Source organism: Flavobacterium marginilacus (genome assembly GCF_026870155.1).
Taxonomy (GTDB): Bacteria; Bacteroidota; Bacteroidia; order Flavobacteriales; family Flavobacteriaceae; genus Flavobacterium; species Flavobacterium marginilacus.
On the sequence record NZ_CP113975.1, the window covers coordinates 2,254,693 to 2,277,405 of the forward strand.

Genomic DNA, 22,713 nt, shown 5'->3' on the forward strand with positions numbered 1-22,713 from the left:
TAATTGAGTTCAAAATTTTAAATTATCAAAATTTTGAACTTTTCTACAGTTAATTTTCCTGTTTGAAGTTCAAGATTAGGAAAAGATTTAGTTAATAATTAATGAACTCTGTTTGCTTATAGGTAAATAAATTCTAAATTATTTTATTTTATCAAAAGCCTGTTGTAAATCGGCTTTGATGTCATCAATGTGTTCAATTCCAACAGATAAACGAAGTAATCCTACAAATACACCTGCTGCTTTTTGTGCTTCGGCACTTAATTGCTGGTGCGTAGTAGCTGCCGGGTGAATAATCAAAGATTTGGTGTCACCAACATTGGCTAGGTGACTGATTAATTCCAAGCTGTCAATAAAGGAATCCGCTTTTGTTACATCGCCTTTGATCTGGAAAGAAAGAACTGCACCATATCCATTTTTAAAATATTTTTGGGCATTGGCATAACTTGGTGAACTTTCAAGTCCTGGATAATTTACTTTTTCGACCTGTGGATGCGCTTCCAGCCATTTGGCAATTTCTAATGTATTGTCAACGTGGCGTTGCACTCGAAGCGATAAGGTTTCTAAACCCTGAATCAATTGGAATGAATTGAACGGAGAGATAGCAGGGCCAAAATCACGAAGACCTTCAACACGTGCACGGATAGCAAACTGAATATTACCAAATGGGCTGTTCACGCCAAAGGCATCTGCAAAAATGAGTCCGTGATAACCTTCTGATGGCTCTGAAAATTGTTTGAATTTGCCATTGCCCCAGTTGTAGGTACCGCCGTCAATGATTATACCACCAATGCTTGTTCCGTGACCTCCTATCCATTTTGTTGCTGATTCTACCACTATCGATGCTCCGTGTTCCAAAGGTTTAAATAAATAGCCACCTGCTCCAAATGTATTGTCCACAATAAGAGGCAGATCGTGTTTTTTGGCAACAGCAGCTATTTTATCAAAATCCGGAATGTCATAACTTGGATTTCCAATGGTTTCCAGATACAATGCTTTCGTATTTTCGTTAATCAATGATTCAAATTCTTCAGCGGTTGTTTCTTTAGTAAATTGAACGGTAACACCAATCCTTTTGAAAGCTACTTTAAATTGATTGTAAGTACCGCCATAAATATTACTGCTTGAAACAAAGTTGTCTCCTGCTTCCAAAATATTATTTAATGCAATAAATTGTGCGGCCTGACCAGAAGCTACTGCTAATCCTGCAATACCTCCCTCTAATGCTGCAACACGTTTCTCAAAAACATCCGTAGTTGGGTTTTGAAGACGTGTATAAATATTTCCAAATTGTTTTAATGCAAATAAGTTGGCACCATGCTCGGCATTTTCAAACACATACGAACTGGTTTGATAGATAGGAACTGCTCTGGAGCCTGTTGTAGGATCAGCAACTTGTCCTGCATGCACCTGTAGTGTTTCAAATTTTAGATTTTTGTTTGTTGACATTGTATTTATAATTAGAAAATTTGTAATAGAAATAAAAAGAGAGCATTTATACTTGCTGTTGCAAGTGTAATTACCAAATAGGAAAAATAAATAAATTATTGCGATATCTAATAGTAATTTGTTTTTTTTTGTAAAAATTTAGCTTTCAATAAAAAACAGGAAGTTTAAATTGACTGCTTTTTTATTTTTTTGCTCCGCCAAATTTATTTCTGTATTTTTTCAGAAATTATTTTCGTTTGGCTGCCTCATAATAATTATTTACCGTATTCCAGTTGATAATGTTCCAAATAGCAGTCAAATAATCGGCACGTTTGTTTTGGTATTTTAAATAATAAGCGTGTTCCCAAACATCAATTGCCAAAATGGGCATTCCTTTATTTTCGGCAACATCCATCAAAGGATTGTCTTGATTGGCTGTGGTACAAATGGCTAATTTTCCGTCAAAACCTACGTACAACCAAACCCAGCCCGAACCAAATCGTGAAACCGCTGCGACGTTTAATTTTTCTTTTAAGCTGTCAAAACTTCCAAATGCACTATTGATGGCTTTTTCTAAATCTGCCGATGGTTTGGTGTTTTTTTCTGGAGTTAATAACGTCCAAAACATTTCGTGGTTAAAATGTCCGCCAGCATTGTTTCTGATGGCTGGACTTAACTTGGATACATTTGAAAAGATTTCTGTAATACTCATTTTTGCAACATCGGTTCCAAAAACAGCGGTGTTGAGGTTCTTTATATAAGCAGCGTGGTGTTTGCTGTAATGAATTTCCATTGTTTGTGCATCTATAAACGGTTCCAGAGCATTATAAGCATAAGGCAAAGGTTTTTGTATAAACTGTGCCGAAACGGAAACGCAGATTAATAAAATAACGGATAAGAATTGACTTTTTTTCATTGTTTAAGGTTTTAATTGTTTTAATGATTTTCTTCTTTTCTGAATTGTTCGGGGGTTTTGTTTGTTTGCTTTTTGAAAAAGGTTACAAAATAGGAAACGTTTTCAAAACCTAATTTGTCTGCAATTTCATTGATGCTATAATTTGTAAAATGTAAAATACGTTGCGCTTCAATGATAATTTGTTTTCGGATTAAGTCTCCGGCAGTTTGTCCTGTTTCTTCCTTGCAAAGTTTATTGAGATAATTGGCACTTATGTTTAGCATTTCGGCATAACTGGAAGGCATTTTTTGAGTAACAAAATGGGATTCGATCAGTTTTTCAAATTGTTGAATTTTATCTTGCTTGATATTTCGATTTTTCACAATACCCATAGGACTGTATAAACGTTCCAATTCAAATAAAAATATATTCAAATAGGAACGAATTACTTTGGTAGTTTCGTTTTTTTGTAGGCGGTATTCTTCCTGCATTAGCTGCAAAAGAATATCTATTTTTTGCCTTTGAATTTCGGCTAATCGGAATGAAGTTTTTGCTTTTCGATCTAAAAAAGCAAATTGACTTAATATGTTGTTATTGTATCGCAAGGAGAAAAAGTCTTCCGAAAAACATATCATTTTTCCTGAAGCTTTATTGTTTATCTTGATACTATTAATGCAACGCGGTTTTATAATGATAATTTTAGCATCAATAAGAGTTACTTTTTCATTGTCAATTTCAATCTCGCCTTGGGCTTGGTCGATAATTAACAAGGTGTAAAAATTATTTTTATGAGGGTATTCTAGTTTAGGAAATTTTTCTAAAAGTCCTTCCAAACTATCTACCCAAAAATGCTTAAAATTTTCATCAAATAAATCAAGGCTGCACACGGGTAAAATTCCTGTTTGCATAGTAATGGTTTAATTTAATTAGAATAAAAACTAAAAAAATTAAGCCATTTTAGGTGGGTGAAATATGGAGTAGAGAAAAGTGTTTTTGATAGTGCAATCTTTTTTAATGATGATTGCTTTTGTGTTTTCAACAGTACTTTTTTGATTAAATGCTATTGGTTCTTGGCTATAAAAATAAAGCTGAATTTCTTTCTCTTTTATATTTGGAATTTTTTGTTCTTGCTTTTCGTTTTCTTTTAGTTTCTTGGCTAAAACACATTTTCCATAACATACTGGTATTTTGTCAAAACGATTCACGCATAAGTTTTTAGCGATATAATCCTGATTGATGTAAAAGGAAGAAATAATCCATAAGTTGCTTGTGCTTTGAAACACAAACGACATAAGAAGAAAATACAGGACTATTTTTTTCATCGGATTCATTATTCTTTCAGTAGTATTTTTATATCATTTATCAATCTTTGTGTTTCTTGCGGATTAGTACCATCATAGACGCCTCTGATAAATCGATTTTTATCAATAAGTAAAAAACCTCCACTATGAACATATCCTCCTGGTTCTTTGGAGTCTTTGTAAGCAGTTGCGAAGTAGCTTTTTGTAGCGATGCTGTAAATGCTATCTTTATTACCTGTTACAAAATGCCAATTTTTATTTAAGCCCTTAGCGATAGTGTACTCTTTTAGCCTTTTTATAGAATCACGTTCTGGGTCTATTGTATGCGACAGGAAACCTACTTCAGGATTATCTTTGAAAGCCGTATAAACAAGATTAAGTTCGGTATTCATTTTGGGACAAATGGTAGGACAAGAAAGAAAAATAAAGTCGGCTACGTAAATTTTATTTCTAAAAGTTTTATTGGTAACAATGGCGCTGTCCTGATCTATAAAAGAAAAATCTTTAATTTTTGGATATGTGGTCTCATTCCCACTAACTATTGAATTACCTAAAAATGGTAATTTTTCTTGTTTGTGCGAACAACTCATCAAAACGCAAGTCAAAAGAATGAAAATAACTTTCTTCATTTGGCAAATATACGTATTTGATTAGTTTTATGCTAAAAGGCAATCGATTATCCGTAGCCTATATCTGATCTAAAGTATTATCCTATTTATTATATTTTTTTTGATGAATTAATATTTTATATAACTATCCGTGACTAGGACCATTTCACAGAAAAAATTAGTTATTGAATGCTTTTTACAAACTTTAGTTTCAATATTTAGACTTTTGGTATGTGTTACGGACAGTCATATTATTTTATTCAATCCCAAATTGTTTCTTTAGTTTTTGTAATTCTTTTTCCAGCTTAGATATCATAGACAATGCTTCATCAGCAATGGTAGGGTTGACTTTACCCAGTTTGCTACTCAAGTTATTCATTTCCCTGTCAATTGTTTGCTCAGTGGTAATTGCATACGACTCAGTCTGGCGGATTGACTGGTGCCCCAGCATCTCTTTTACTACGGAAATAGGCATATCATTATTAAGTGTAATTGTGCTAAGTACGTCTGGCTTTATGTGTGTTCAATTCGCAAGTAAACCCACATAGATCGGCTATTTCTTTTAGATATGCATTCATTTTTTGATTAGATGAGACGGGCAGGACAGCATTTCTTGAAAGACAGAGTGGATGTTCTTTGTACTTCTCGATTATTTCGAGGGCTTTAGGAAGTAATGGAACATTGGTTACAGAGCCGGTTTTTTGTCTTTCGGACATTATCCATTGCGCTCCATCTATACCTATTTTTATATCTGTCTTCCGAAGTTGGTAAGCATCAATATAAGCCAGGCCAGTATAGCACTGAAAGACGAAGATATCTCGAACCGTTTGGAGTCTTGTGGTTGTAATACTGACCTGTTCGAGTGTGCGCAGTTCACTCGCGGTGAGTGGCCTTTTGACAGTTTTGTCATTTTACATTTGAATGCTCTGAAAGGATCTTGCGTAATTATATCTTTATCAATTGCCCTTTTGATAACCTTTTTCATGCAGGCAATATATTTCAAGGTTGAGTTATTTACACAATTTCGTACGGTTTTTAGATATCATCATGAGATAATAAAAGTAATATAGAGCTATACAAAAAAACATATTGCATGAATTTTTAATAAAAATATATGCAATTAAATATTATTTGCAACTTTTTAATCATGAATAAGTTACAGGAACTGAAAAGTATTTAAAACGAGGAGAAGTATACCGTAGGGCTGATTTGTCCAAGTGGTCCAAATCTGTTGACCGTCATTTAGATGAGTTGGTACAGGAAGGCACTTTGCAAAAGCTGTCTCAAGGCTTATACTATTATCCTGAGGTAACTGTCTTTGGAGAAACACCTCCTGAAGAAGAAGTATTGTTGCGTTCTTTTCTCAAAGACAAACGTTTTTTGGTAACTTCCTTAAATGCTTATAATTCTTTGGGAGTAGGAACCACTCAGTTATACAATGGCAAAACGGTTTACAACCATAAACGTCATGGGGATTTTAATCTTGGGGGTATGACGTTTTCATTTAGGGTTAAACCTCATTTTCCATTAAAAGCTACTCCCGAATTTTTATTAGTTGACCTATTGAATAACCTTGATTATTTGGCTGAAGACTTTAATGAAGTAGTATCAAAAGTGCGTTTCAAAGCAAAAACGATGGATGCTAAAAAGCTAAAGAAATCACTTCAAGAATATGGTAGTGTTAAAGCAAAAAAAATATTGGAACCTGTTATAACTGTGTAATATATTTGACTACTTGCAGATAGTTCTGTAATTTAAAATTTAAATTTAATTCTAATTCTAAGAAAAATAAACGAGGGCAAAATTTACCCTCAATAATAAAACGAGAGTAATTTTTAATTATATTTACACTTGAAAATAGCACAAAGGTAAAAATTGCCCTCGTTCAAAATCTTTGAAAAATGAGTAATAATAAATACAATTCAGCAATTCCATATAATGATTTACCCTTATTACCACCACAAGCGGAAATAGAAAATATAGTAATTCTAAAAAAAACAATTGTAGCGAGTAGAGCTTTATCAGAATTAAAAGGAGCAATCACAAATTTGCCCAATCCAACATTATTTATAGATACAATCAACTTGCAAGAAGCACAAGCGAGTTCGGCGATAGAGAACATCATCACTACCCAAGATGAACTATTTAAGGCTTCAATCGCTGACAGAAAAAATGACAATCCAGCGACAAAAGAAGTAATGCACTATAAAGATGCTTTATGGTATGGTGTAGACCAAATAAACAAACGTCCAATTTTAACCACAAATTTATTTGTGGCATTAATGCAAATTATTAAAGAAAATCAATCAAATATTCGAAATGCACCAGGAACACAATTAAAAAATCCTGTTACAGATAGAGTAGTTTATACACCACCAGAAGGAGAAAACGTTATCCGAGAAAAATTAAAAAATCTGGAAGACTTTATCCACGCGGAAGATAACATCGACCCATTAGTGAAAATGGCAATCATACATTATCAGTTTGAAGCGATACATCCATTTTTTGATGGAAATGGAAGGACAGGTAGGATAATATTATTGCTCTATTTAAAAATGACAGGATTAATGGATTTACCAGCTTTATATTTGAGTAATTACATTATTCAATACAAAGATAAATACTATACTAATTTAAGAAAAGTAACTGAAGAAGGCAACTGGCAAGATTGGATTATGTATATGCTTGATATGGTAGAGCAAACATCTTTGAAAGGTAGAAACCAAATAGCAGAAATTGAGAAATTGATGAATGAAATGGGGAAAGAAATACAAGAACAACTGCCGAAAATTTATTCAAAAGATTTAATGGAAGAGTTATTCAGATTGCCTTACACCAAAAGAAATCAATTAGAAAAAGCAGGATTAGGAAATCTAAAAACGGTTGGAAATTATTTGAAAGAATTGGAGAACGATGGTTTCTTAAAAAGTGAACAAGTAGGTAAAGAAAAGTTATATTTGAATTTTAGGTTATTAGAGGTTTTAAAAGTGAAATAAGAATTAAATCTAGTAGAAGTTCAATAACTGAACATCTAAATTTTTAATCTTTTTTTATTTCATCATATTTGTTTAGCAATATTTATTAAGCTTTTATTTGCCATTTCATTGCAAATGAACATATTTACAATTCACAATTGAAATGAATTGTTTACGATTAAGAGGGGGGTAAAATCGATTGCCTAAATTTAAAATGTATTTCAAATTACTGATATGTAGCGAATTAAAAGAGAGATGCAAATCCCTCTTTTGTCTGGGAAAGGCCTAAAATTAACGAAAAGAACAACTTTTCAAAAAAAAATAAAAAAAAGGAGTAAAACCTGCAAATTAAACTATTTGCAGGTTTTTTTTACACTTTTTTTTAATATTTATAAAAAATCTCAAAATTTTTGTACACAATCGTGGAGCAATTTGACAATTGGTGTTACTTGATTTTAATTTTGCTAAGGTTGTTTTTTTAGTTTATTTAATACCAAATTGTTTCTTTAGTTTTTGTAATTCTTTTTCCAGCTTAGATATCATAGACATTGCTTCATCAGGAATAGTAGGGTGAACGTTACCCAGCTTGCTACTCAAGTTATTCATTTCCCTGCCAATTGTTTGCTCAGTGGTAATTGCATATGACTCTGTCTGGCGGATTGACTGGTGCCCCAGCATCTCTTTTACTACGGAAATGGGTACATCATTATTAAGAGTAACTGTGCTGCCAAAAGTACGTCTGGCTTTATGTGTGTTCAATTCGCAGGTAAACCCGCATAGATCGGCTATTTCTTTAAGATATGCATTCATTTTTTGATTAGATGAGACGGGCAGGACAGTATTTCTTGAAAGGCAGAGTGGATGTTCTTTATACTTCTCAATTATTTCGAGTGCTTTAGGAAGTAATGGTACATTGGTCACAGAACCAGTCTTTTGTCTTTCGGACATTATCCATTGAGCTCCATCTATACCTATTTTTATATCTGTTTTCCGAAGTTGGTAAGCATCAATATAAGCCAGGCCAGTATAGCACTGAAAGACAAAGATATCCCGAACTGTTTGGAGTCTTGTGGTTGGAATATCGATATGTTCCAGCGTATGCAATTCACTCGCGGTGAGTGGTCTTTTGACGGTTTTTGTCATTTTACGTTTGAATGCTCTGAAAGGATCCTGAACAATTATATCTTTATCAATTGCCCTGTTGATAACCTTTTTCATGCAGGCAATATATTTCAAGGCAGAGTTATTTACACAATTTCGTACGGTCTTTAGATATAATTCATAGCTGATGATAAAATCATAATCTAGGTCCCTGAATTCAATATCCTCCGTCGCGTATTTGTATTTGACAAATTCTCTTGCATGAAATCTTGCTGTCTCATAGCGTTTGTGTGTCGCTAAAGCATAATCCTGTGGAACCAGTGCCAACATCTCGTCATTATGCTTTTTAAATTCTTCAAGAAGCATTGCTTTTGAAACTATCCTTCCCAATACAAAATCAATAATCCGCTGCGCGGAAATCGATTTTCCGTTGTAAATTAAATCCATCTTGAACTGGTTGATTCTAGTTGTTATAGCATCCAGAAAATGATTTAGCGCCCTGGCATCTTCCTTATTTCCCGTTGCTCTTTCTGTTTTTTGATCCCACCTTTGAATGTCCCATTTTCTTTTGGTAGATGTCTCTTTTGGTATTCCGTCTACTGTTACTCTCAGATAAATATATCTGATGTTTGATTTGTTTTTGGGTGTTTTCAAAAAGAAACAAAGCCCAAAGCTGCTTTCTAACATAATTCAATTTTTTAAATTAATAAATATAGAATTATGACGTTCTTTAGTCAAGTCGTTAAGCTGTTTTACATGTTGTAAATCAGTATCTTAAAAGTTCTTTTATGACATAATTGTGGCACTTTTTTTTGCAATAGCAAAATGCCACAGTACTGCCATATAAATTTGGAGCACTTTTAAAAATTTTGATAGTTGCAGGTAAAATAAAAAAGCCTGCAAATTCAAAAATTTGCAGGCTTTTAAAGGGTTTCGAGACATTTTGTGCGTTTTTGACAACTTTGAAAAGTTGGCTTTAAACAGTCCCAGTGGAATCGCCGGGAATCGAACCCGGGTCCAAACAAGCAACTAAAGAGCTTTCTACACGCTTATTTCCTGAATGGATTTTAGACGCTGAGTTAGGTCAGGAACAACCGCTCTTTGCTTAGCTTCTTTAGTTTCGAAATCCGTCCAAAGCTTACGGAAATCTAGGTTTAAATTTACGATTCATCTTAATCGACCGCTATAAACCAAAGCTTTCGAGATGAATCCTGCTTTCCTACCTTGTAGGACGAGGCTAATCTTACTATAATTCAGATTATGCAGCAAGAGCGTAGTTTCCTTCGCCGTGTAAAATGTTTGAGACCTTTTATTTACGAGAATTATCCCAGTTCTCGACGTGCTTACTTTTCAATTCGACTTGCTGTCAAAACCAGTCGACCCCATTTTTTATTTTAGATTGCAGATATCAGATATTAGATTACACAATCTTAAATTGGACTGCAAATATACGATATGAATTTCAAAATTCAATGTCAAAATTTATTAAGTGTATTAATTTCAAAAATTAACTACAGTTTAAAATTACTAAATCTGAATATTGCAATCCAAAATCTGCTGTCTGATATCTGATAACTGCAATCTGATTTACTCAGTATCTTTTACTTTAAACGGGTAATCACCAAAGATGACAGACAATTTTCGCACCGCATATGTGCTTCGGTTGAATTTATTGGACAAGGCAATTATTGTTACGTTTTCATCTTTCAAAGTGATGTAGGATGATGTAAAACCATGCCACCAGCCATTATGAAAATAGAAGTTTTTGCCAGTTTCCCAATTAATCATCCGAATACCCAATCCGTAATTTTTAGTTCCTTTATGTTCGTTGCTGTATCCTGTATACACTTGTGCCAGCAGTTCAGGTTCCAAAAAATATGGAGAATTTCTTGCTCTGTCAAATTTCAATAAATCTCTGGGAGTGGAATAGATATTTTTGTCGCCATATATTTTGTCTAGATAATCGATGCCAATTTCTACCCTGTTGGCTTTATAGGATGGCGCTACATTATGTTTGTCTTTTTCAAAATCCAAGACAAAAGTATGAGTCATTCCCAGCGGTTTGAAAATGATCTGTGCCATCGCATCTCTATAGGAAAGCTTGGTTACTTTCTCAATAATCAAAGCCAGCATCGCATAATTAGTATTGCAGTATGCAAAACGGGTACCGGTTTTTTGCTCCAATTGGATTCCTTTAGTCCCCATTATCGTTAATATATCATGATTGGTCAAAGTATTATGTCTGTCCCAGACACTTTTGTCCCGATCGGTAAAATAGGCATAGCTGCGCATACCGCTTCTATGGCAAAGCAGCATCCTAACAGTAACCTCTGGATAGGGAAATTCTGGCAGGAAATCAGTTACTTTCTGGTCTAAGTCAATTCTTTTTGCATTTACTAATTTTAATACAGCCGTTGCTGTCAGTACTTTGCTGACCGACGCAATATGAATAGAAGTAGTGTCAGTTATTGGTGTTTTGTCTCTTAAATTAGAATAACCTTCGTATTTTTCATAAATGATCTGGCCATTTTTTGCCACAAGAAACCCGCCGTTCATACTATTATTTGGCCAGTTTTTCTTAACGAAAGAATCAATCTGGAGCTGTTTTTCTTTGATATAATCTGCAGTAAGTGGTTCTTCCTTGCCCATAGGTTTCATTTTAGGCAAAACATTTTTTGGAAGATCAGCGTCTTTTATTTCTATTGCCGCTTTTTCTTTAGCATCAGATTCATTTTTGCAGGAAGTCAATACCGCTATTGGGAGCAGTAAATATAGTATATTTGCCTTTTTTATTAAATTCATTTTTGAGGGACTAAAAAGCAAATATATATAATCCTCCGGTTTTGTTTTTGTTTTTTTTTATTTATGAATATTATTTTTTATTAACCCGAAAAAAGGAGTTTTTTATAGTTAATTAATCATCATCGTGTTAAGTTTTTTTAGTAAAGAAAAAGGTTTATTAAAAAAGTGGAAATTAAATAATAAAGTTATATTTGTAACAAATATTGTTTTTTAAGTTACATTTTTACAAATTTTAAAAAAATAAATATGAAATTCGGAATTATAAAAGAAAGAAAAAATCCGCCGGACAGGAGGGTCGTTTTCTCACCAAATGAATTAGCCAAAATAAAGCAGCAGTACCATGACTGCACTGTAAAAGTTGAAAGTTCTGATATTCGAATTTTTACGGATGTTCAATATCAAAGCATGGGAATCGAAGTTGTTAATGATGTAAGTGACTGCGATGTTCTTTTTGGGGTAAAGGAAGTTCCTGTGGATCATTTGATTCCTAATAAATCCTATTTCTTTTTTTCGCATACTATCAAAAAACAGCCTTATAACCGAAAATTACTGCAGGCAGTTTTGGAAAAAAACATTGATCTGTATGATCACGAAACCATTGTTGATTCTCATAACCGAAGATTAATCGGTTTTGGGCGGTATGCTGGATTTGTAGGGACTTATAATGCTTTCCGTGCTTTCGGAATTAAATTTGAGCTGTTTAAAATGCCAAAAGCCGAAACGCTCTCTGGTAAAGATGCCTTGACTGCCCATCTGAAAAGACATATTCTGCCTCCTCTGAAAATTGTGGTTACAGGAACAGGTAAAGTTGGAAATGGTGCTGCGGAAATGCTGAAAGCTATGAAAATAAAAGAAGTTACACCTGAAAATTTTCTGGCTAAAAATTTCACCCAGGCCGTTTATACCCAGATTGATGTTTTGGATTATAATAAAAGAAAAGACGGTCAGGTATTGGATTTTATCGATTTTCATAATAATCCGTCAGAATATATTTCAGACTTTGAACGTTTCACCAAAGTTTCAGATATTTATATAACGGCTCATTTTCATGCTAATGATGCTCCTGTAATTTTATCCCGCGAAATGCTTCAGGCTAATGACTGCAAAATAAAAGTAGTGGCTGATATTTCCTGCGACGTTAATGGTCCAATCGCGTGTACGCTGCGTTCCTCGACTATTGCCGATCCATTATACGGTTATCTTCCAAACGAAGACAAAGAAGTAGATGTTTTTCATCCAGCAGCTATTGTCGTTATGGCTGTTGATAATTTACCTTGTGAATTGCCAAAAGATTCGAGCGAAGGTTTTGGAGAAATGTTTTCAGAGCATGTTATTCCTGCTTTTTTCAATGGTGATAAAGACGGTATCCTCAAAAGAGCAAAAATAACCGAAAACGGAAAACTCACCGAACGTTTCGGCTATCTGCAGGATTATGTTGATGGAAAATGAAAATAATTATTAATTGTTAATAGTTAATTATGAATTAAATTAGCGTTGAATAAGGTTTAAAAAATAATTAACCATTACAATTTAACCATTAATTTAAACCATATCCTCGGGTTTCACCCATTTATCAAATTCTTCGGGAGTTACATACCCTAACCGTACTGCTTCTTCTTTGAGCGTTGTTCCATTTTTGTGCGCAGTTTGTGCGATTTCTGCCGATTTATAATAACCGATTTTGGTATTCAGAGCTGTGACCAGCATCAATGAATTATTGACAAGTTCTTTAATTCGTTTGTAGTTTGGTTCAATACCCTGAGCACAATGAATGTCAAAGGAATAGCAGGCATCACCTAGCAGTTCAGCAGACTGTAGAAAGTTGGCAGCCATAATCGGTTTAAAAACATTCAGTTCGTATTGCCCCTGCATACCGCCAACGGTAATTGCCATGTCATTTCCAATCACCTGCGCACAAACCATCGTTAAGGCTTCGCATTGGGTTGGATTAACTTTTCCGGGCATAATCGAAGAGCCGGGTTCATTCTCGGGAATAAGTATTTCGCCAATGCCAGATCGCGGTCCTGATGCGAGCATTCTAATATCGTTGGCAATTTTATTCAATGAAACGGCCAATTGTTTGAGAGCACCGTGTGTTTCAACAATCGCATCATGAGCCGCCAAAGCTTCAAACTTATTGGAAGCAGTTACAAATGGATGTCCTGTAAACTGCGAAATATATTCTGCTGCTTTTATGTCATAACCTTTGGGTGTGTTCAGGCCAGTGCCAACCGCGGTACCGCCTAATGCAATTTCGGATAAATGCTGTAATGTATTTTTGACTGCTTTTAATCCAAAATCCAGCTGTGCTGCATAACCTGAAATTTCCTGACCTAATGTTAAGGGAGTGGCATCCATTAAGTGCGTACGTCCTATTTTGACCACTGATTTAAATTCGGCAGCTTTTTTTTGAAGCGTGTTTTTTAGTTTTTCTACATTCGGGATGGTATTTTCTACCACGGTTTTGTAGGCAGCAATATGCATGGCAGTTGGAAAAGTGTCATTGGATGACTGTGATTTATTGACATCATCATTTGCTTTTATGAAAGGCTCATCGTCAGTAATGCTAAGTTTTTTCAATACTTGAGCACGATTGGCAATTACCTCGTTGACATTCATATTGCTTTGCGTACCCGAACCAGTCTGCCAGATTACGAGCGGAAATTCACCAGCAAGTTCACCGGCAAGAATTTCATCACATACCAAAGCAATGTAATCTCTTTTCTCGGCAGTCAGGACTCCTAATTCACAATTGGCGTAGGCGGCTGCTTTTTTGAGATAGGCAAAACCTTTTATAATGGCTTTTGGCATTGACGCCTCAGCACCAATTTTGAAATTGTTTCGCGAGCGTTCCGTTTGAGCGCCCCAGTATCTGTCTGCCGAGACCTGCACTTCTCCCATAGTGTCTTTTTCTATTCTAAAATCCATGATATTTGTTTTGTATATTTGGAATTATAATAAAGTTACTTCTTTTTTATGAAATTAATTTCACACATAAAAAAAATGTATTGAGCAATCAATACATTTTTTGTAAAATTAGATATGAGATATCTTTTTATTTTAGAAACTTAGCAGCTGAAAAAAAAATTACTTTTTAACAAAATCACCAGTATTTACAACTACGAATTTTTTTGGATCAAAATATTTAACTAATGCAGTATTTACTTTTTGCACATCTAAACTTTTAACTTTGTTTTCAAAATCCTCATAATCTTTAAATGTTTTTCCTAAATCCAGATTTTCTCGTAGTTCGCGAACTAGAAATTCATCTGTTCCCAGCATAGTCTGTCTGTTTTGCAGCCATGATTTTAGAGAGCTGTCAAATTCTTCTTTGGTAAAGCCTTTATTTATAGCTTTTTGAATTTCTTCATTTAAAGCAGCTGTTAATTTGTCTTTCATTGCAGGGTTGTAAAAAGCATAAATTCCCCAATCTGATGTTGGGTCTATAGCATTAGCCTGTAAATAAGAACCTGCACCGTAGCTTAGTCCTTCTGTTTCACGAAGACGCTGCGGAATTCTGGAAGACAAGAATGAACCTCCTCCAAGCAGTTCATTTGCCATTGAAACAGCAGGATAGTCAGGATTTTTTTCTCCAATATTCAAGTTGATTTTTCCAAGCAGAACAGCATTGGTTTTATCATTAATCTGAATCGTTTTGTCATTTGATTTTACGTCAAAGTATTGGGTTGGAATTCTTTTGTAAGCAATTTTTGGATTCCAATTTTCAAAAGCAGCATTCAGGAAATTTTTTATGACAGCTTTGTCGATTCCTCCGACAAAAGTAGAAACACTATTTGCTCCTCCATAAAAAGTGCTGTAAAAATTTTTGATATCTTCAATTGTGATTTTGTTTAATGCTGCCAGACTTTCTTCTGTTGTCTCGGAGTAATATGGATGAGTTTTAGGATACAATGAGGTAATCTTTGTAAGTTCTTCATTTGCTACAGCTTGTGGTTCATTTTTATTAGCTTCTAATCCGTTTTTGGTTTCCAGTTTTAGTTTTTCAAATTCAGCAGTATCAAAAGAAGGATTTTTTAAGATGTCCTGCACCAAGTTCAAAGCATTGCTTAAATTGGCTTTGTCTGTACTAAGCCGAACATATAAACCGTCTACAGATCCCCCGAAACTAAGATTGATTTTATACTGGTCGATTTGGTCGTTGATTTCTTTTTTAGTTCTGTTTTTAGTGCCAAGTTTCAGCATGCTGGCGGTTAGCCCAGCAATCATCGATTTTTGGCTTAATGATTTTTCATCTCCCATTCTCAGTAATATTCTAGCTTCAATTTTATTTCCTTTGGCAGGTTTTTCTAATAATGCATATTTCCCTCCAGAGGCTAATTTCCCTTCCTCAGTAGATTTTATAATATTAGCTGCAGATACTTCAAAAGTGGCAGTATTAGCTTCTAATGCTTTTCCTTTGTATCCTTTAACTAATGCTGGAATATCTTTAGTTTCGGCTACTTTTGTTCTTTCGCTGGCCGCTTCTGGGATAAAACGTCCCCAGGTTCTGTTACTTTGTAAGTAATATTTTTTGGCAGCATTTTGAAGATCAGCAACTGTTAAAGCTTCAATGTTATCTCTGTCTATAAAAAACAGACGCCAGTCTCCAGCTCCAATAAATTCAGTCAGTGCAACAGACAAATTGATGGTTTTGTTGTAAGTATTCTCAAATTGCTTCAGCAGTTCATTTTTGGCACGCTTAAGATCTTCTTCTGTAAAGGTCATTTGAGGAACAGTATTCATTGTCTCCAAAAAAGCTTTCTGTACTGTGTTAATGTCTTTGTCTTTGGCAATTTCACAGGCAAAATAACTGTATGCAGGATCTTTTAATGTTAAAGTATATCCATAGACATTAGTTGATAATTTGGTTTCTACTAATGCTTTATATAATGCTCCTGAAGGATTATTTGTTAGTATTGAGATTATAGCATTATTGGCTGCATATTCTTTGTCTGAGTAACTTGGAGTGTGATAAGCCATTCCAATATATTGAATATCTCCGTTTCTTTTAAGTTCAACAAAACGTTCTCCGTCCTGAGCTGGTTCTACAGTGTAAGTCTGCGGGATTTCGTTTTTTGATTTTGGAATAGGAGCAAAGTATTCTTTAATCCAGGAAAGCGTTTTTTTCTCATCAAATTTTCCTCCAATAATAAGTGTAGCATTATTGGGCTGATAATATTTCTGATAAAATACTTTCAATCGGTTTGCTGGAACCCGCTCGATATCTTCTTTACTTCCAATAGTTGATTTTCCATAATTATGCCATAAATAGGCTGTTGAAAGAATACGTTCGTTCAATACGCCTGACGGATCATTTTCTCCTATTTCGAATTCATTGCGGACAACACTGAATTCACTGTCTAAATCCGATTGCAATATCGCAGAAGTGATCATTCTATCGGACTCCATATCAAGTGCCCATTTTAAATTTTCATCAGTTGCGGGTAAAATTTCATAATAATTAGTGCGGTCATAATAGGTTGTTCCATTGGCTTGAGCACCTTTATCTGCAATCGTTTTTTTGATGTCAGTAAACTTAGAAGAACGTTTAAACAGCATATGCTCTAATAAATGTGCCATACCCGATTCTCCATAACCTTCATGGCGTGAACCTACACCGTATACGATATTTACAACAACATTTGATTGTGCTGCATCTGGAATTAATAAAATTTTTAACCCGTTTGGCAGGCTGTATTCTTTGATGCCTTCCACCGAAGTAACAAGTGCTGCTTCCTGTGAATAGCAGTTTGCGGATAAAAATATCAGAAAAGAAATGCTTAGGAGAAGTTTTTTCATTTTTTTAGTAATTGTTTGTAAGTTTATAAGGTGTAAATATACTTTTTTTGAAAGAATAATCTTTTATTGAAAAGTGTTAAAGTAAGTGATTATTTTTCCTGTATTTTACTTTAGATTTTTTATAAATTTATAAAATGTTTCTCGTTAAAATGTTTTTTTTGTTTTATTAATTTGATTTTCAATTATTACTGAATATGGAAGATAAAAAAAAGGTTATTGCATTGGCAAAAAATTATTTGAGAGGTGAAGATATTTCTAATGATGTCCGCTTCGAAGATTTGTACCAAAATCTAGTTCAATTTGAACAGTATGGCTATGCTGCTGAAATACTGCTGAAAAAAATCGCTGACAACGAAGATCAAGGTGCTGAAGTAAAGTTATCGCAATATCAGGATTTAGCCGAAAATATATATAAGGACAGTACATTGTCTTCCTATTTTAAATTTGATAAAGCAATAAATACGCTGAAATCATTTTGTGATTTAGAAAAGACAAAAAATTCGAGAACGCTTGGTATAGCAGGTGCCGTATATAGAAGTAAATGGAAATTTGATCACCAGTTTCATAATTTACTACAGTCAAGAGCCTATTACAAAAAGGGATATCTGATTTGGAAAAATAAACAGCATAAATCTATTTTAACCGAAACAGAGTGCATTAATACTGCTGTGAATTATGCCAATCTCAATGAGTTAATTGTGATTGAAAACTTAGAAGGGCTTTCAGAAACTTGTGAAATTACCGCAGAAACACTTGTGCGGTTTGAAACTGCCCAAAAGACAAGAAAAGAAATTGTTGACGAATATCTGATCGATACAGATGAAGTGATTTTTAAAGACGGAATACAGGATAAAGAAAAATTATATGAGGCACTGGCTGAAGCCTTTTTTGGACTCAGAATGTATAATAAAGCACTTTATTTCATAAAACTATATACTAAGGATAAGAAAGAGAATTGGGAGATTAAATCCTTTAGCAAGCAGATTTATAATTTAGCTAATTATCAGAATGCAGAGAAATATCAAAAATCTACGAATAAGGATCCTTTTCAAAAAAGTGAAATTATAGAGGAAGGACAAAACAGCTGCCTGACTGCGTTAAATCTTCAGGCAGATAAAAACGGTGATGAAAATAGCGTAAAACAAAAACCGCAGAATAAAGTAGGGATTGGGCTTTCGGGCGGCGGATTTAGGGCTTCATTATTTCATATTGGTGTTTTGGCCGCATTGGCCGAAAAGGATAAACTGAAAGATGTTGAAGTAATTTCCTGTGTCTCTGGAGGTTCGATAATTGGTGCTTTTTATTATTTGAAAATCAAGCAGCTGTTTGAAAGTAAGCGGGATGAAGAAATCGCTCAGGAAGATTATATCCAAATTGTGAAAGAAATAGAAAAAGAGTTTTTAGACGCAGTCCAAAAGAATATACGAATGCGCCTGCTGACCAATTTTTTCAAAAATGTAAAGATGTGGAAAGGGGATTCTTATTCCCGCTCCAACAGGCTGGCCGAATTGTACGAGGAGTATTTTTATAATCCGCTGTTACCCAAAAACAAGCGGAAGGACAGTGAATTTATTAATATGAGTGATTTATTTATTAATCCTTTTGGAAACGAATCATTTAAACTGAATGATGATAATTGGAAAAGAATGAATAAAGTGCCTCAATTAATTTTAAATGCTACTGCTGTTAATACAGGACATAACTGGCAGTTTACGGCTTCCTGGATGGGAGAACCGCCTACTTATATTTCGGATGAATTTGATGTGAAACCCCGCTTGAGACGAATGTATTATGAAAATGCGCCCGAGGACTACCAAAAATTCAGGCTGGGGTATGCAGTAGCTGCTTCCTCCTGTGTGCCTGTTCTGTTTCAGCCTTTGGTACTGAAAGGGCTGTATAAAAATTTTGATTTGGAATTGATTGACGGAGGCGTTCATGATAATCAGGGGATTGCATCAATATTAGAACAGGAATGTAATGAAATTATAGTAAGCGATGCCAGTGCTCAAATGCCGGATAATGCAATACATACAGGTAATGCAATGTCCCTTTTTTTTAGGGTAGATACTATTTTACAGGAACGCCTGCGCGAGATTCAATTATTGGATTTAAAATCCCGAAAGTATACATCAATTGTTGCCAGACTTTCTATTGTTCATTTAAAAAATGGATTGGAACAGCTTCCTGTGAGCTGGATTGACTGCACCGATGTAAATCGAAGCATTTTGTATGATAAAGAAATTGAAGACGAAAATGCACTCCTGAAATATGGTATAATGAAGAAGATACAAAAAGGTCTCAGCGAAGTAAGAACCGATCTGGATTCTTTTAATGATCTTGAAGCATATGCTTTAATGTACAGCGGGTACAAACAAATGACGCATGAAAGCTGTTCGGAAAATGTGAAAAAAGCAGATTGGAGCTTTTTGAGAATAACTGAAAGCTGTACACTTCCCGCCAAAGAAAAACAGCTGGCTGCGCAGCTGAAAGTGAGCGGTTATGTACCCTTTAAGATTATCAGAAGGTCAAAAGCCTTAAGTTATACGGTATTGGGTATTGGCGGATTGATGGTACTTGGGCTGCTAATATATTTAGTTGGCAATTGGGATAATCCAAGTCCGCTCTTGACGATATCAATTTCCTATGATCTTATCGGTTTGGCATTGATTGTGTTTTTGGTGAGTTTTTTATCCAAATTTTTGTCACAGATAATCAATATTGAAAGTGTCCTTAAGAAAAAAGCTTTTTTGTTTTTACTGATAACCATCGGGTGGATTTTTTCACTGCTGTATATAGCAATTATCAATCCATGTTATAATAGATTAGGAAAAGTAAAGTAAATGAAAAAATTAGGTCTCATAGGCGGTATCAGCTGGGTTTCAACAGCAGATTATTATAAGTTTATAAATGAAGGAATCAACAAAGAGCTAGGCGGTGTGAATTTTGCCGAGTGTATTATTTATTCTTTTAATTATGATGACATTAAAAGAAATAATGAAAACAACGACTGGGAATCAACATTCAATATGCTGTCTAAAGCCTGCCAAAATTTGAAAAACTGCGGTGCAGAAGCCATTATTCTTTGTGCCAATACGATGCATCTTATCGCTGACCAGATTCAGGAAAGTATCGATTTACCATTGATTCACATTGCTGTGGAGACCGCAAAGGAAGTCCAGAAAAGAGGTGTCAAAAAAGTGGGTCTTCTTGGAACAAAATTTACGATGGAATTGGATTTTTTTAAAGACAAATTAACAGCTTTAGATATTGAAGTAATAATCCCTGATGCTGACGACAGGGATTTTATACACGATACTATTTTTGATGAATTGGGAAAAGGACTGTTTCTAGAAACTACTTCGGCACGCTATCTCTCTATTATAGAAAAACTTATCGATAATGGAGTTGAAGGAATTATTCTGGGCTGTACCGAAATTCCTTTGTTGGTGAAGCAGGAAATGGTAAAAGTTCCTGTGTTTGATACTGCTTTGATTCATTCTAACGCAGCAGTTGCATTTGCTTTAGGTAAAATATAAAATTTGATGAAGTATTACGAAGCTAAATGCACGGCATTCGCTTTTAAAAGTTTCTGACACGAATTACACTAATTTGCACGAATTAAGATTGCTTAATTACACAAAATATTCAAAACTGTAAAAATTTGTAAAATTTGGCTTCAATTTTGATAAGAATTTAGTGTTAATTGGTGAAATTCGTGTTTATCTTTTTTTTAAAATGCGAATGAGGTGAGCTAAATACGTTTTAATCCTTCGATTAATAAATCAATATCTTCTTTGGTATTAAAATGGCTGAAAGAAATTCGGATATTTGGTTTTTTTAATTCATCAGGGGAAAGCATTTCTGCCAATACGTGTGAAGGCCTGATACTTCCTGACTGACATGCACTGCCTCGAGAAACCGCAATTCCTTTCATATCCAGATGAAATAAAATCATCGAAGTTTTGCTTTCGTCCATTGGCAGAGTGACATTGAGCAGATTGTAAAAAGTATTCTCTCCATTGATTTTAAAATCAGGGAAATTTGCTTTTAATTTTTCAACAGTATATTCTTTCAATGAATCAATATAAAGGCTTTCGGTTTCTAGGTTTTCATATGAAAGTTCTAAGGCTTTTGCCATTCCTGCAATCTGATGAACAGCTTCTGTTCCTGCGCGCTGTCCTTTTTCCTGCTCACCGCCAAAAAACAACGGCTGCAGTCCCGAATTTTTTCGGACAAAAGCAAAACCAGCACCTTTTGGACCGTGAAATTTATGGGCACTGGCCACTATAAAATCGATAGGTGTATGCTGTAAATCAATTTTAGCTTTTCCGATGGACTGCACTGTATCTGAATGAAATAAAGCTTTATGCTCCTGGCAGATCTGGCTTACTCTGTCAAGGTCTAAAACAGTTCCGGTTTCATTATTAACATGCATCAGCGATACCAAAGTCTTTTTTTCTTCGGATAATAATTCGGCTAAATGTGTCAAATCTAACTCTCCATTTGGTTTCACATTTACATAATCCACCTGAATGCCGTATTCATCTTGAAGTGCCATTGCTGTATGAAGCACAGCGTGATGTTCTATTTTACTGGTAATGATACGCTCAATTTTTAAATTTTTTACTGCTGACCGTAAAATCCAATTGTCAGCTTCTGTACCGCAGGAAGTGAAAATGATTTCAGATGCTGCAGCATTTAGCTGTCTGGCAATTGATTTTCGGGAGAGTTCAAGTATACTTTTGGCATTGCGTCCCTGACTATGAGTAGAAGATGGATTTCCATAATCTTCGGTCAGTATTTTGGTCATCTCCAGAATTACTTCGGGACGAAGTGCTGTTGTAGAGGCGTTATCAAGATATGCTTTTTTCATACTATACAGATTTTGAATCCGGAACAATTGTTTTGGATTTATTTTTTTTGCCAAATAACACTTTCTTATTGAAAATAATAATGGAGATTAAAATAAGGGAATACGAAAGCATTTGAAGCAGACTTACATCTTCTTTGAAATAAAAAACAGCCAAGGAGAAATTGATTATCGGATTGATATACATTAGGATTCCTACTGTGGATGAATCAAGTCCTTTTAATGCATACAGGTTTAAGAAAAGCGGAATAATTGTAAAAAGCACAACGATACAGAATAAACAAGTATAAAATAATGGTTCTGTTGGGATTGCTCCGCTGTAACTTGGATAAAATGGCAGAATAAGTAAAGCAATAAAAAGCAGCTGAATATTCAAAATCAGAAACTTATCTATTTCACAGTTCTTACGCTGGCTAACCAGATATAACGCATAAGTAGAAGCTACTACAAGGCTGTAAAGAATATCCTGAAAATGATTTAGGGACAATAAAACACAGCTTATTGTACTAATGCAGACCGCTGTCCATTTCCATTTATTTAATTTTTCCCGAAGAAGAAAAAAGGCAAAAACGGTGGTTAATATAGGGCAGATCAAGTAGGCCAATGATCCTGCTTTCACATTTACATGATTAATTACATATATAAAAATCAGCCAGTTGGAAGCTAAAATTAAACTGCCGGTCAAGGTTAATATGATAATTTTCTGTTTTGTTTTTTTAGTCATTATCTTAAAATCATCCCAGTTTTTTTTGATGTTTTTTCGTCGAAAAATGAGATTTATGGCTGTCAGAATAAATACGCTGAAAAACACACGATAGAACATTATATCGAGTGAAGGATAACTGGAAATTGGTTTTAATGCCAGACTGAAAAAACCCCAGAGAAAAAAAGCTGAAAAAGCCGCAAAGTAGTAATTGTATTTTTTCATCGAAAAGTA

At 34.5% G+C, this 22,713-nt stretch carries 18 protein-coding genes and 1 other RNA gene; 5 read left to right on the forward strand and 14 right to left on the reverse strand.

Annotated elements, in window-relative coordinates:
* Positions 1–138 precede the first annotated feature (138 nt).
* The 7 genes from OZP07_RS09695 to OZP07_RS09725 all read right to left on the reverse strand — a co-directional run bounded on the left by OZP07_RS09695 (position 139) and on the right by OZP07_RS09725 (position 5,214).
* Complete coding sequence (locus OZP07_RS09695) at positions 139–1,446, reverse strand: O-acetylhomoserine aminocarboxypropyltransferase/cysteine synthase family protein (RefSeq protein WP_281638196.1); 1,308 nt, start codon at positions 1,444–1,446, stop codon at positions 139–141.
* A 226-nt stretch (positions 1,447–1,672) separates the two neighbouring features.
* The gene (locus OZP07_RS09700; RefSeq protein WP_281638197.1) at positions 1,673–2,341 is read right to left on the reverse strand and encodes a superoxide dismutase; all 669 of its coding nucleotides are present in this window, start codon (positions 2,339–2,341) and stop codon (positions 1,673–1,675) included.
* A gap of 20 nt (positions 2,342–2,361) precedes the next feature.
* Entirely contained in the window at positions 2,362–3,228 is an 867-nt protein-coding gene (locus OZP07_RS09705) for an AraC family transcriptional regulator (protein ID WP_281638198.1), read from the reverse strand.
* Between the two features lie 39 nt (positions 3,229–3,267).
* Positions 3,268–3,642 carry a hypothetical protein gene (locus tag OZP07_RS09710; protein WP_281638199.1) on the reverse strand — a complete coding sequence of 125 codons (375 nt, stop codon included), beginning with the start codon at positions 3,640–3,642 and terminating at the stop codon, positions 3,268–3,270.
* Between the two features lie 8 nt (positions 3,643–3,650).
* Positions 3,651–4,250, reverse strand: a complete 600-nt coding sequence (locus tag OZP07_RS09715) for an SCO family protein (RefSeq protein WP_281638200.1) — start codon at positions 4,248–4,250, stop codon at positions 3,651–3,653.
* Positions 4,251–4,485: 235 nt separating this feature from the next.
* Positions 4,486–4,704, reverse strand: a complete 219-nt coding sequence (locus OZP07_RS09720; RefSeq protein ID WP_281638201.1) for a hypothetical protein — start codon at positions 4,702–4,704, stop codon at positions 4,486–4,488.
* A gap of 270 nt (positions 4,705–4,974) precedes the next feature.
* Positions 4,975–5,214: a hypothetical protein gene (locus OZP07_RS09725; protein WP_281638466.1), complete on the reverse strand. Its 240-nt coding sequence runs from the start codon at positions 5,212–5,214 to the stop codon at positions 4,975–4,977.
* A gap of 224 nt (positions 5,215–5,438) precedes the next feature.
* Between OZP07_RS09725 and OZP07_RS09730 the strand changes: the two genes are divergently transcribed.
* Together OZP07_RS09730 and OZP07_RS09735 are read left to right on the forward strand one after the other, a co-directional pair.
* A complete protein-coding gene (locus OZP07_RS09730) occupies positions 5,439–5,951 on the forward strand; it encodes a hypothetical protein (RefSeq protein ID WP_281638202.1) in 513 nt (170 codons plus the stop codon).
* A 179-nt stretch (positions 5,952–6,130) separates the two neighbouring features.
* Entirely contained in the window at positions 6,131–7,225 is a 1,095-nt protein-coding gene (locus OZP07_RS09735; protein WP_281638203.1) for a Fic family protein, read from the forward strand.
* 462 nt (positions 7,226–7,687) lie between these two features.
* Here OZP07_RS09735 and OZP07_RS09740 read toward each other — a convergent pair whose 3' ends face one another.
* The 3 genes from OZP07_RS09740 to OZP07_RS09750 all read right to left on the reverse strand — a co-directional run bounded on the left by OZP07_RS09740 (position 7,688) and on the right by OZP07_RS09750 (position 11,107).
* The gene (locus OZP07_RS09740; RefSeq protein ID WP_281638204.1) at positions 7,688–8,992 is read right to left on the reverse strand and encodes a site-specific integrase; all 1,305 of its coding nucleotides are present in this window, start codon (positions 8,990–8,992) and stop codon (positions 7,688–7,690) included.
* A gap of 300 nt (positions 8,993–9,292) precedes the next feature.
* Positions 9,293–9,689: a transfer-messenger RNA gene (gene ssrA / locus OZP07_RS09745) on the reverse strand.
* A gap of 203 nt (positions 9,690–9,892) precedes the next feature.
* Positions 9,893–11,107, reverse strand: a complete 1,215-nt coding sequence (locus tag OZP07_RS09750) for a serine hydrolase domain-containing protein (protein WP_281638205.1) — start codon at positions 11,105–11,107, stop codon at positions 9,893–9,895.
* Between the two features lie 246 nt (positions 11,108–11,353).
* On the opposite strand from OZP07_RS09750, the gene OZP07_RS09755 reads away from it, so the two are divergent.
* On the forward strand, positions 11,354–12,556 hold the full coding sequence (locus OZP07_RS09755; protein WP_281638206.1) for an NAD(P)-dependent oxidoreductase: 1,203 nt from the start codon (positions 11,354–11,356) through the stop codon (positions 12,554–12,556).
* A gap of 93 nt (positions 12,557–12,649) precedes the next feature.
* Here the strand turns inward: OZP07_RS09755 and fumC are convergent, their stop codons facing one another.
* Both fumC and OZP07_RS09765 read right to left on the reverse strand, forming a co-directional pair.
* The gene (gene fumC, locus OZP07_RS09760) at positions 12,650–14,035 is read right to left on the reverse strand and encodes a class II fumarate hydratase (protein ID WP_281638207.1); all 1,386 of its coding nucleotides are present in this window, start codon (positions 14,033–14,035) and stop codon (positions 12,650–12,652) included.
* Positions 14,036–14,194: 159 nt separating this feature from the next.
* Positions 14,195–16,906 carry a M16 family metallopeptidase gene (locus OZP07_RS09765; RefSeq protein ID WP_281638208.1) on the reverse strand — a complete coding sequence of 904 codons (2,712 nt, stop codon included), beginning with the start codon at positions 16,904–16,906 and terminating at the stop codon, positions 14,195–14,197.
* Between the two features lie 194 nt (positions 16,907–17,100).
* Between OZP07_RS09765 and OZP07_RS09770 the strand changes: the two genes are divergently transcribed.
* Positions 17,101–19,746 (forward strand): patatin-like phospholipase family protein, encoded by a 2,646-nt coding sequence (locus tag OZP07_RS09770; protein WP_281638209.1) that lies wholly within the window; start codon positions 17,101–17,103, stop codon positions 19,744–19,746.
* Positions 19,747–20,442, forward strand: a complete 696-nt coding sequence (locus tag OZP07_RS09775; protein ID WP_281638210.1) for an aspartate/glutamate racemase family protein — start codon at positions 19,747–19,749, stop codon at positions 20,440–20,442.
* A 215-nt stretch (positions 20,443–20,657) separates the two neighbouring features.
* Here OZP07_RS09775 and OZP07_RS09780 read toward each other — a convergent pair whose 3' ends face one another.
* A complete protein-coding gene (locus tag OZP07_RS09780) occupies positions 20,658–21,779 on the reverse strand; it encodes a cysteine desulfurase family protein (RefSeq protein ID WP_281638211.1) in 1,122 nt (373 codons plus the stop codon).
* 1 nt (position 21,780) lies between these two features.
* On the reverse strand, positions 21,781–22,704 hold the full coding sequence (locus OZP07_RS09785) for an EamA family transporter (RefSeq protein WP_281638212.1): 924 nt from the start codon (positions 22,702–22,704) through the stop codon (positions 21,781–21,783).
* Positions 22,705–22,713 lie beyond the last annotated feature (9 nt).

Excerpts from the sequence above, each read along its gene's own strand:
- OZP07_RS09780 (WP_281638211.1), bottom strand. The coding sequence starts at position 21,779 with ATGAAAAAAGCATATCTTGATAACGCCTCTACAACAGCACTTCGTCCC.
- OZP07_RS09785 (WP_281638212.1), bottom strand. The coding sequence starts at position 22,704 with ATGAAAAAATACAATTACTACTTTGCGGCTTTTTCAGCTTTTTTTCTC.
- OZP07_RS09720 (WP_281638201.1), bottom strand. The coding sequence starts at position 4,704 with ATGCCTATTTCCGTAGTAAAAGAGATGCTGGGGCACCAGTCAATCCGC.
- OZP07_RS09715 (WP_281638200.1), bottom strand. The coding sequence starts at position 4,250 with ATGAAGAAAGTTATTTTCATTCTTTTGACTTGCGTTTTGATGAGTTGT.
- OZP07_RS09755 (WP_281638206.1), top strand. The coding sequence starts at position 11,354 with ATGAAATTCGGAATTATAAAAGAAAGAAAAAATCCGCCGGACAGGAGG.
- OZP07_RS09725 (WP_281638466.1), bottom strand. The coding sequence starts at position 5,214 with ATGAAAAAGGTTATCAAAAGGGCAATTGATAAAGATATAATTACGCAA.
- OZP07_RS09695 (WP_281638196.1), bottom strand. The coding sequence starts at position 1,446 with ATGTCAACAAACAAAAATCTAAAATTTGAAACACTACAGGTGCATGCA.
- OZP07_RS09740 (WP_281638204.1), bottom strand. The coding sequence starts at position 8,992 with ATGTTAGAAAGCAGCTTTGGGCTTTGTTTCTTTTTGAAAACACCCAAA.
- OZP07_RS09775 (WP_281638210.1), top strand. The coding sequence starts at position 19,747 with ATGAAAAAATTAGGTCTCATAGGCGGTATCAGCTGGGTTTCAACAGCA.
- OZP07_RS09700 (WP_281638197.1), bottom strand. The coding sequence starts at position 2,341 with ATGAAAAAAAGTCAATTCTTATCCGTTATTTTATTAATCTGCGTTTCC.
- OZP07_RS09710 (WP_281638199.1), bottom strand. The coding sequence starts at position 3,642 with ATGAAAAAAATAGTCCTGTATTTTCTTCTTATGTCGTTTGTGTTTCAA.
- OZP07_RS09765 (WP_281638208.1), bottom strand. The coding sequence starts at position 16,906 with ATGAAAAAACTTCTCCTAAGCATTTCTTTTCTGATATTTTTATCCGCA.
- OZP07_RS09750 (WP_281638205.1), bottom strand. The coding sequence starts at position 11,107 with ATGAATTTAATAAAAAAGGCAAATATACTATATTTACTGCTCCCAATA.
- OZP07_RS09735 (WP_281638203.1), top strand. The coding sequence starts at position 6,131 with ATGAGTAATAATAAATACAATTCAGCAATTCCATATAATGATTTACCC.
- OZP07_RS09770 (WP_281638209.1), top strand. The coding sequence starts at position 17,101 with ATGGAAGATAAAAAAAAGGTTATTGCATTGGCAAAAAATTATTTGAGA.
- fumC (WP_281638207.1), bottom strand. The coding sequence starts at position 14,035 with ATGGATTTTAGAATAGAAAAAGACACTATGGGAGAAGTGCAGGTCTCG.
- OZP07_RS09705 (WP_281638198.1), bottom strand. The coding sequence starts at position 3,228 with ATGCAAACAGGAATTTTACCCGTGTGCAGCCTTGATTTATTTGATGAA.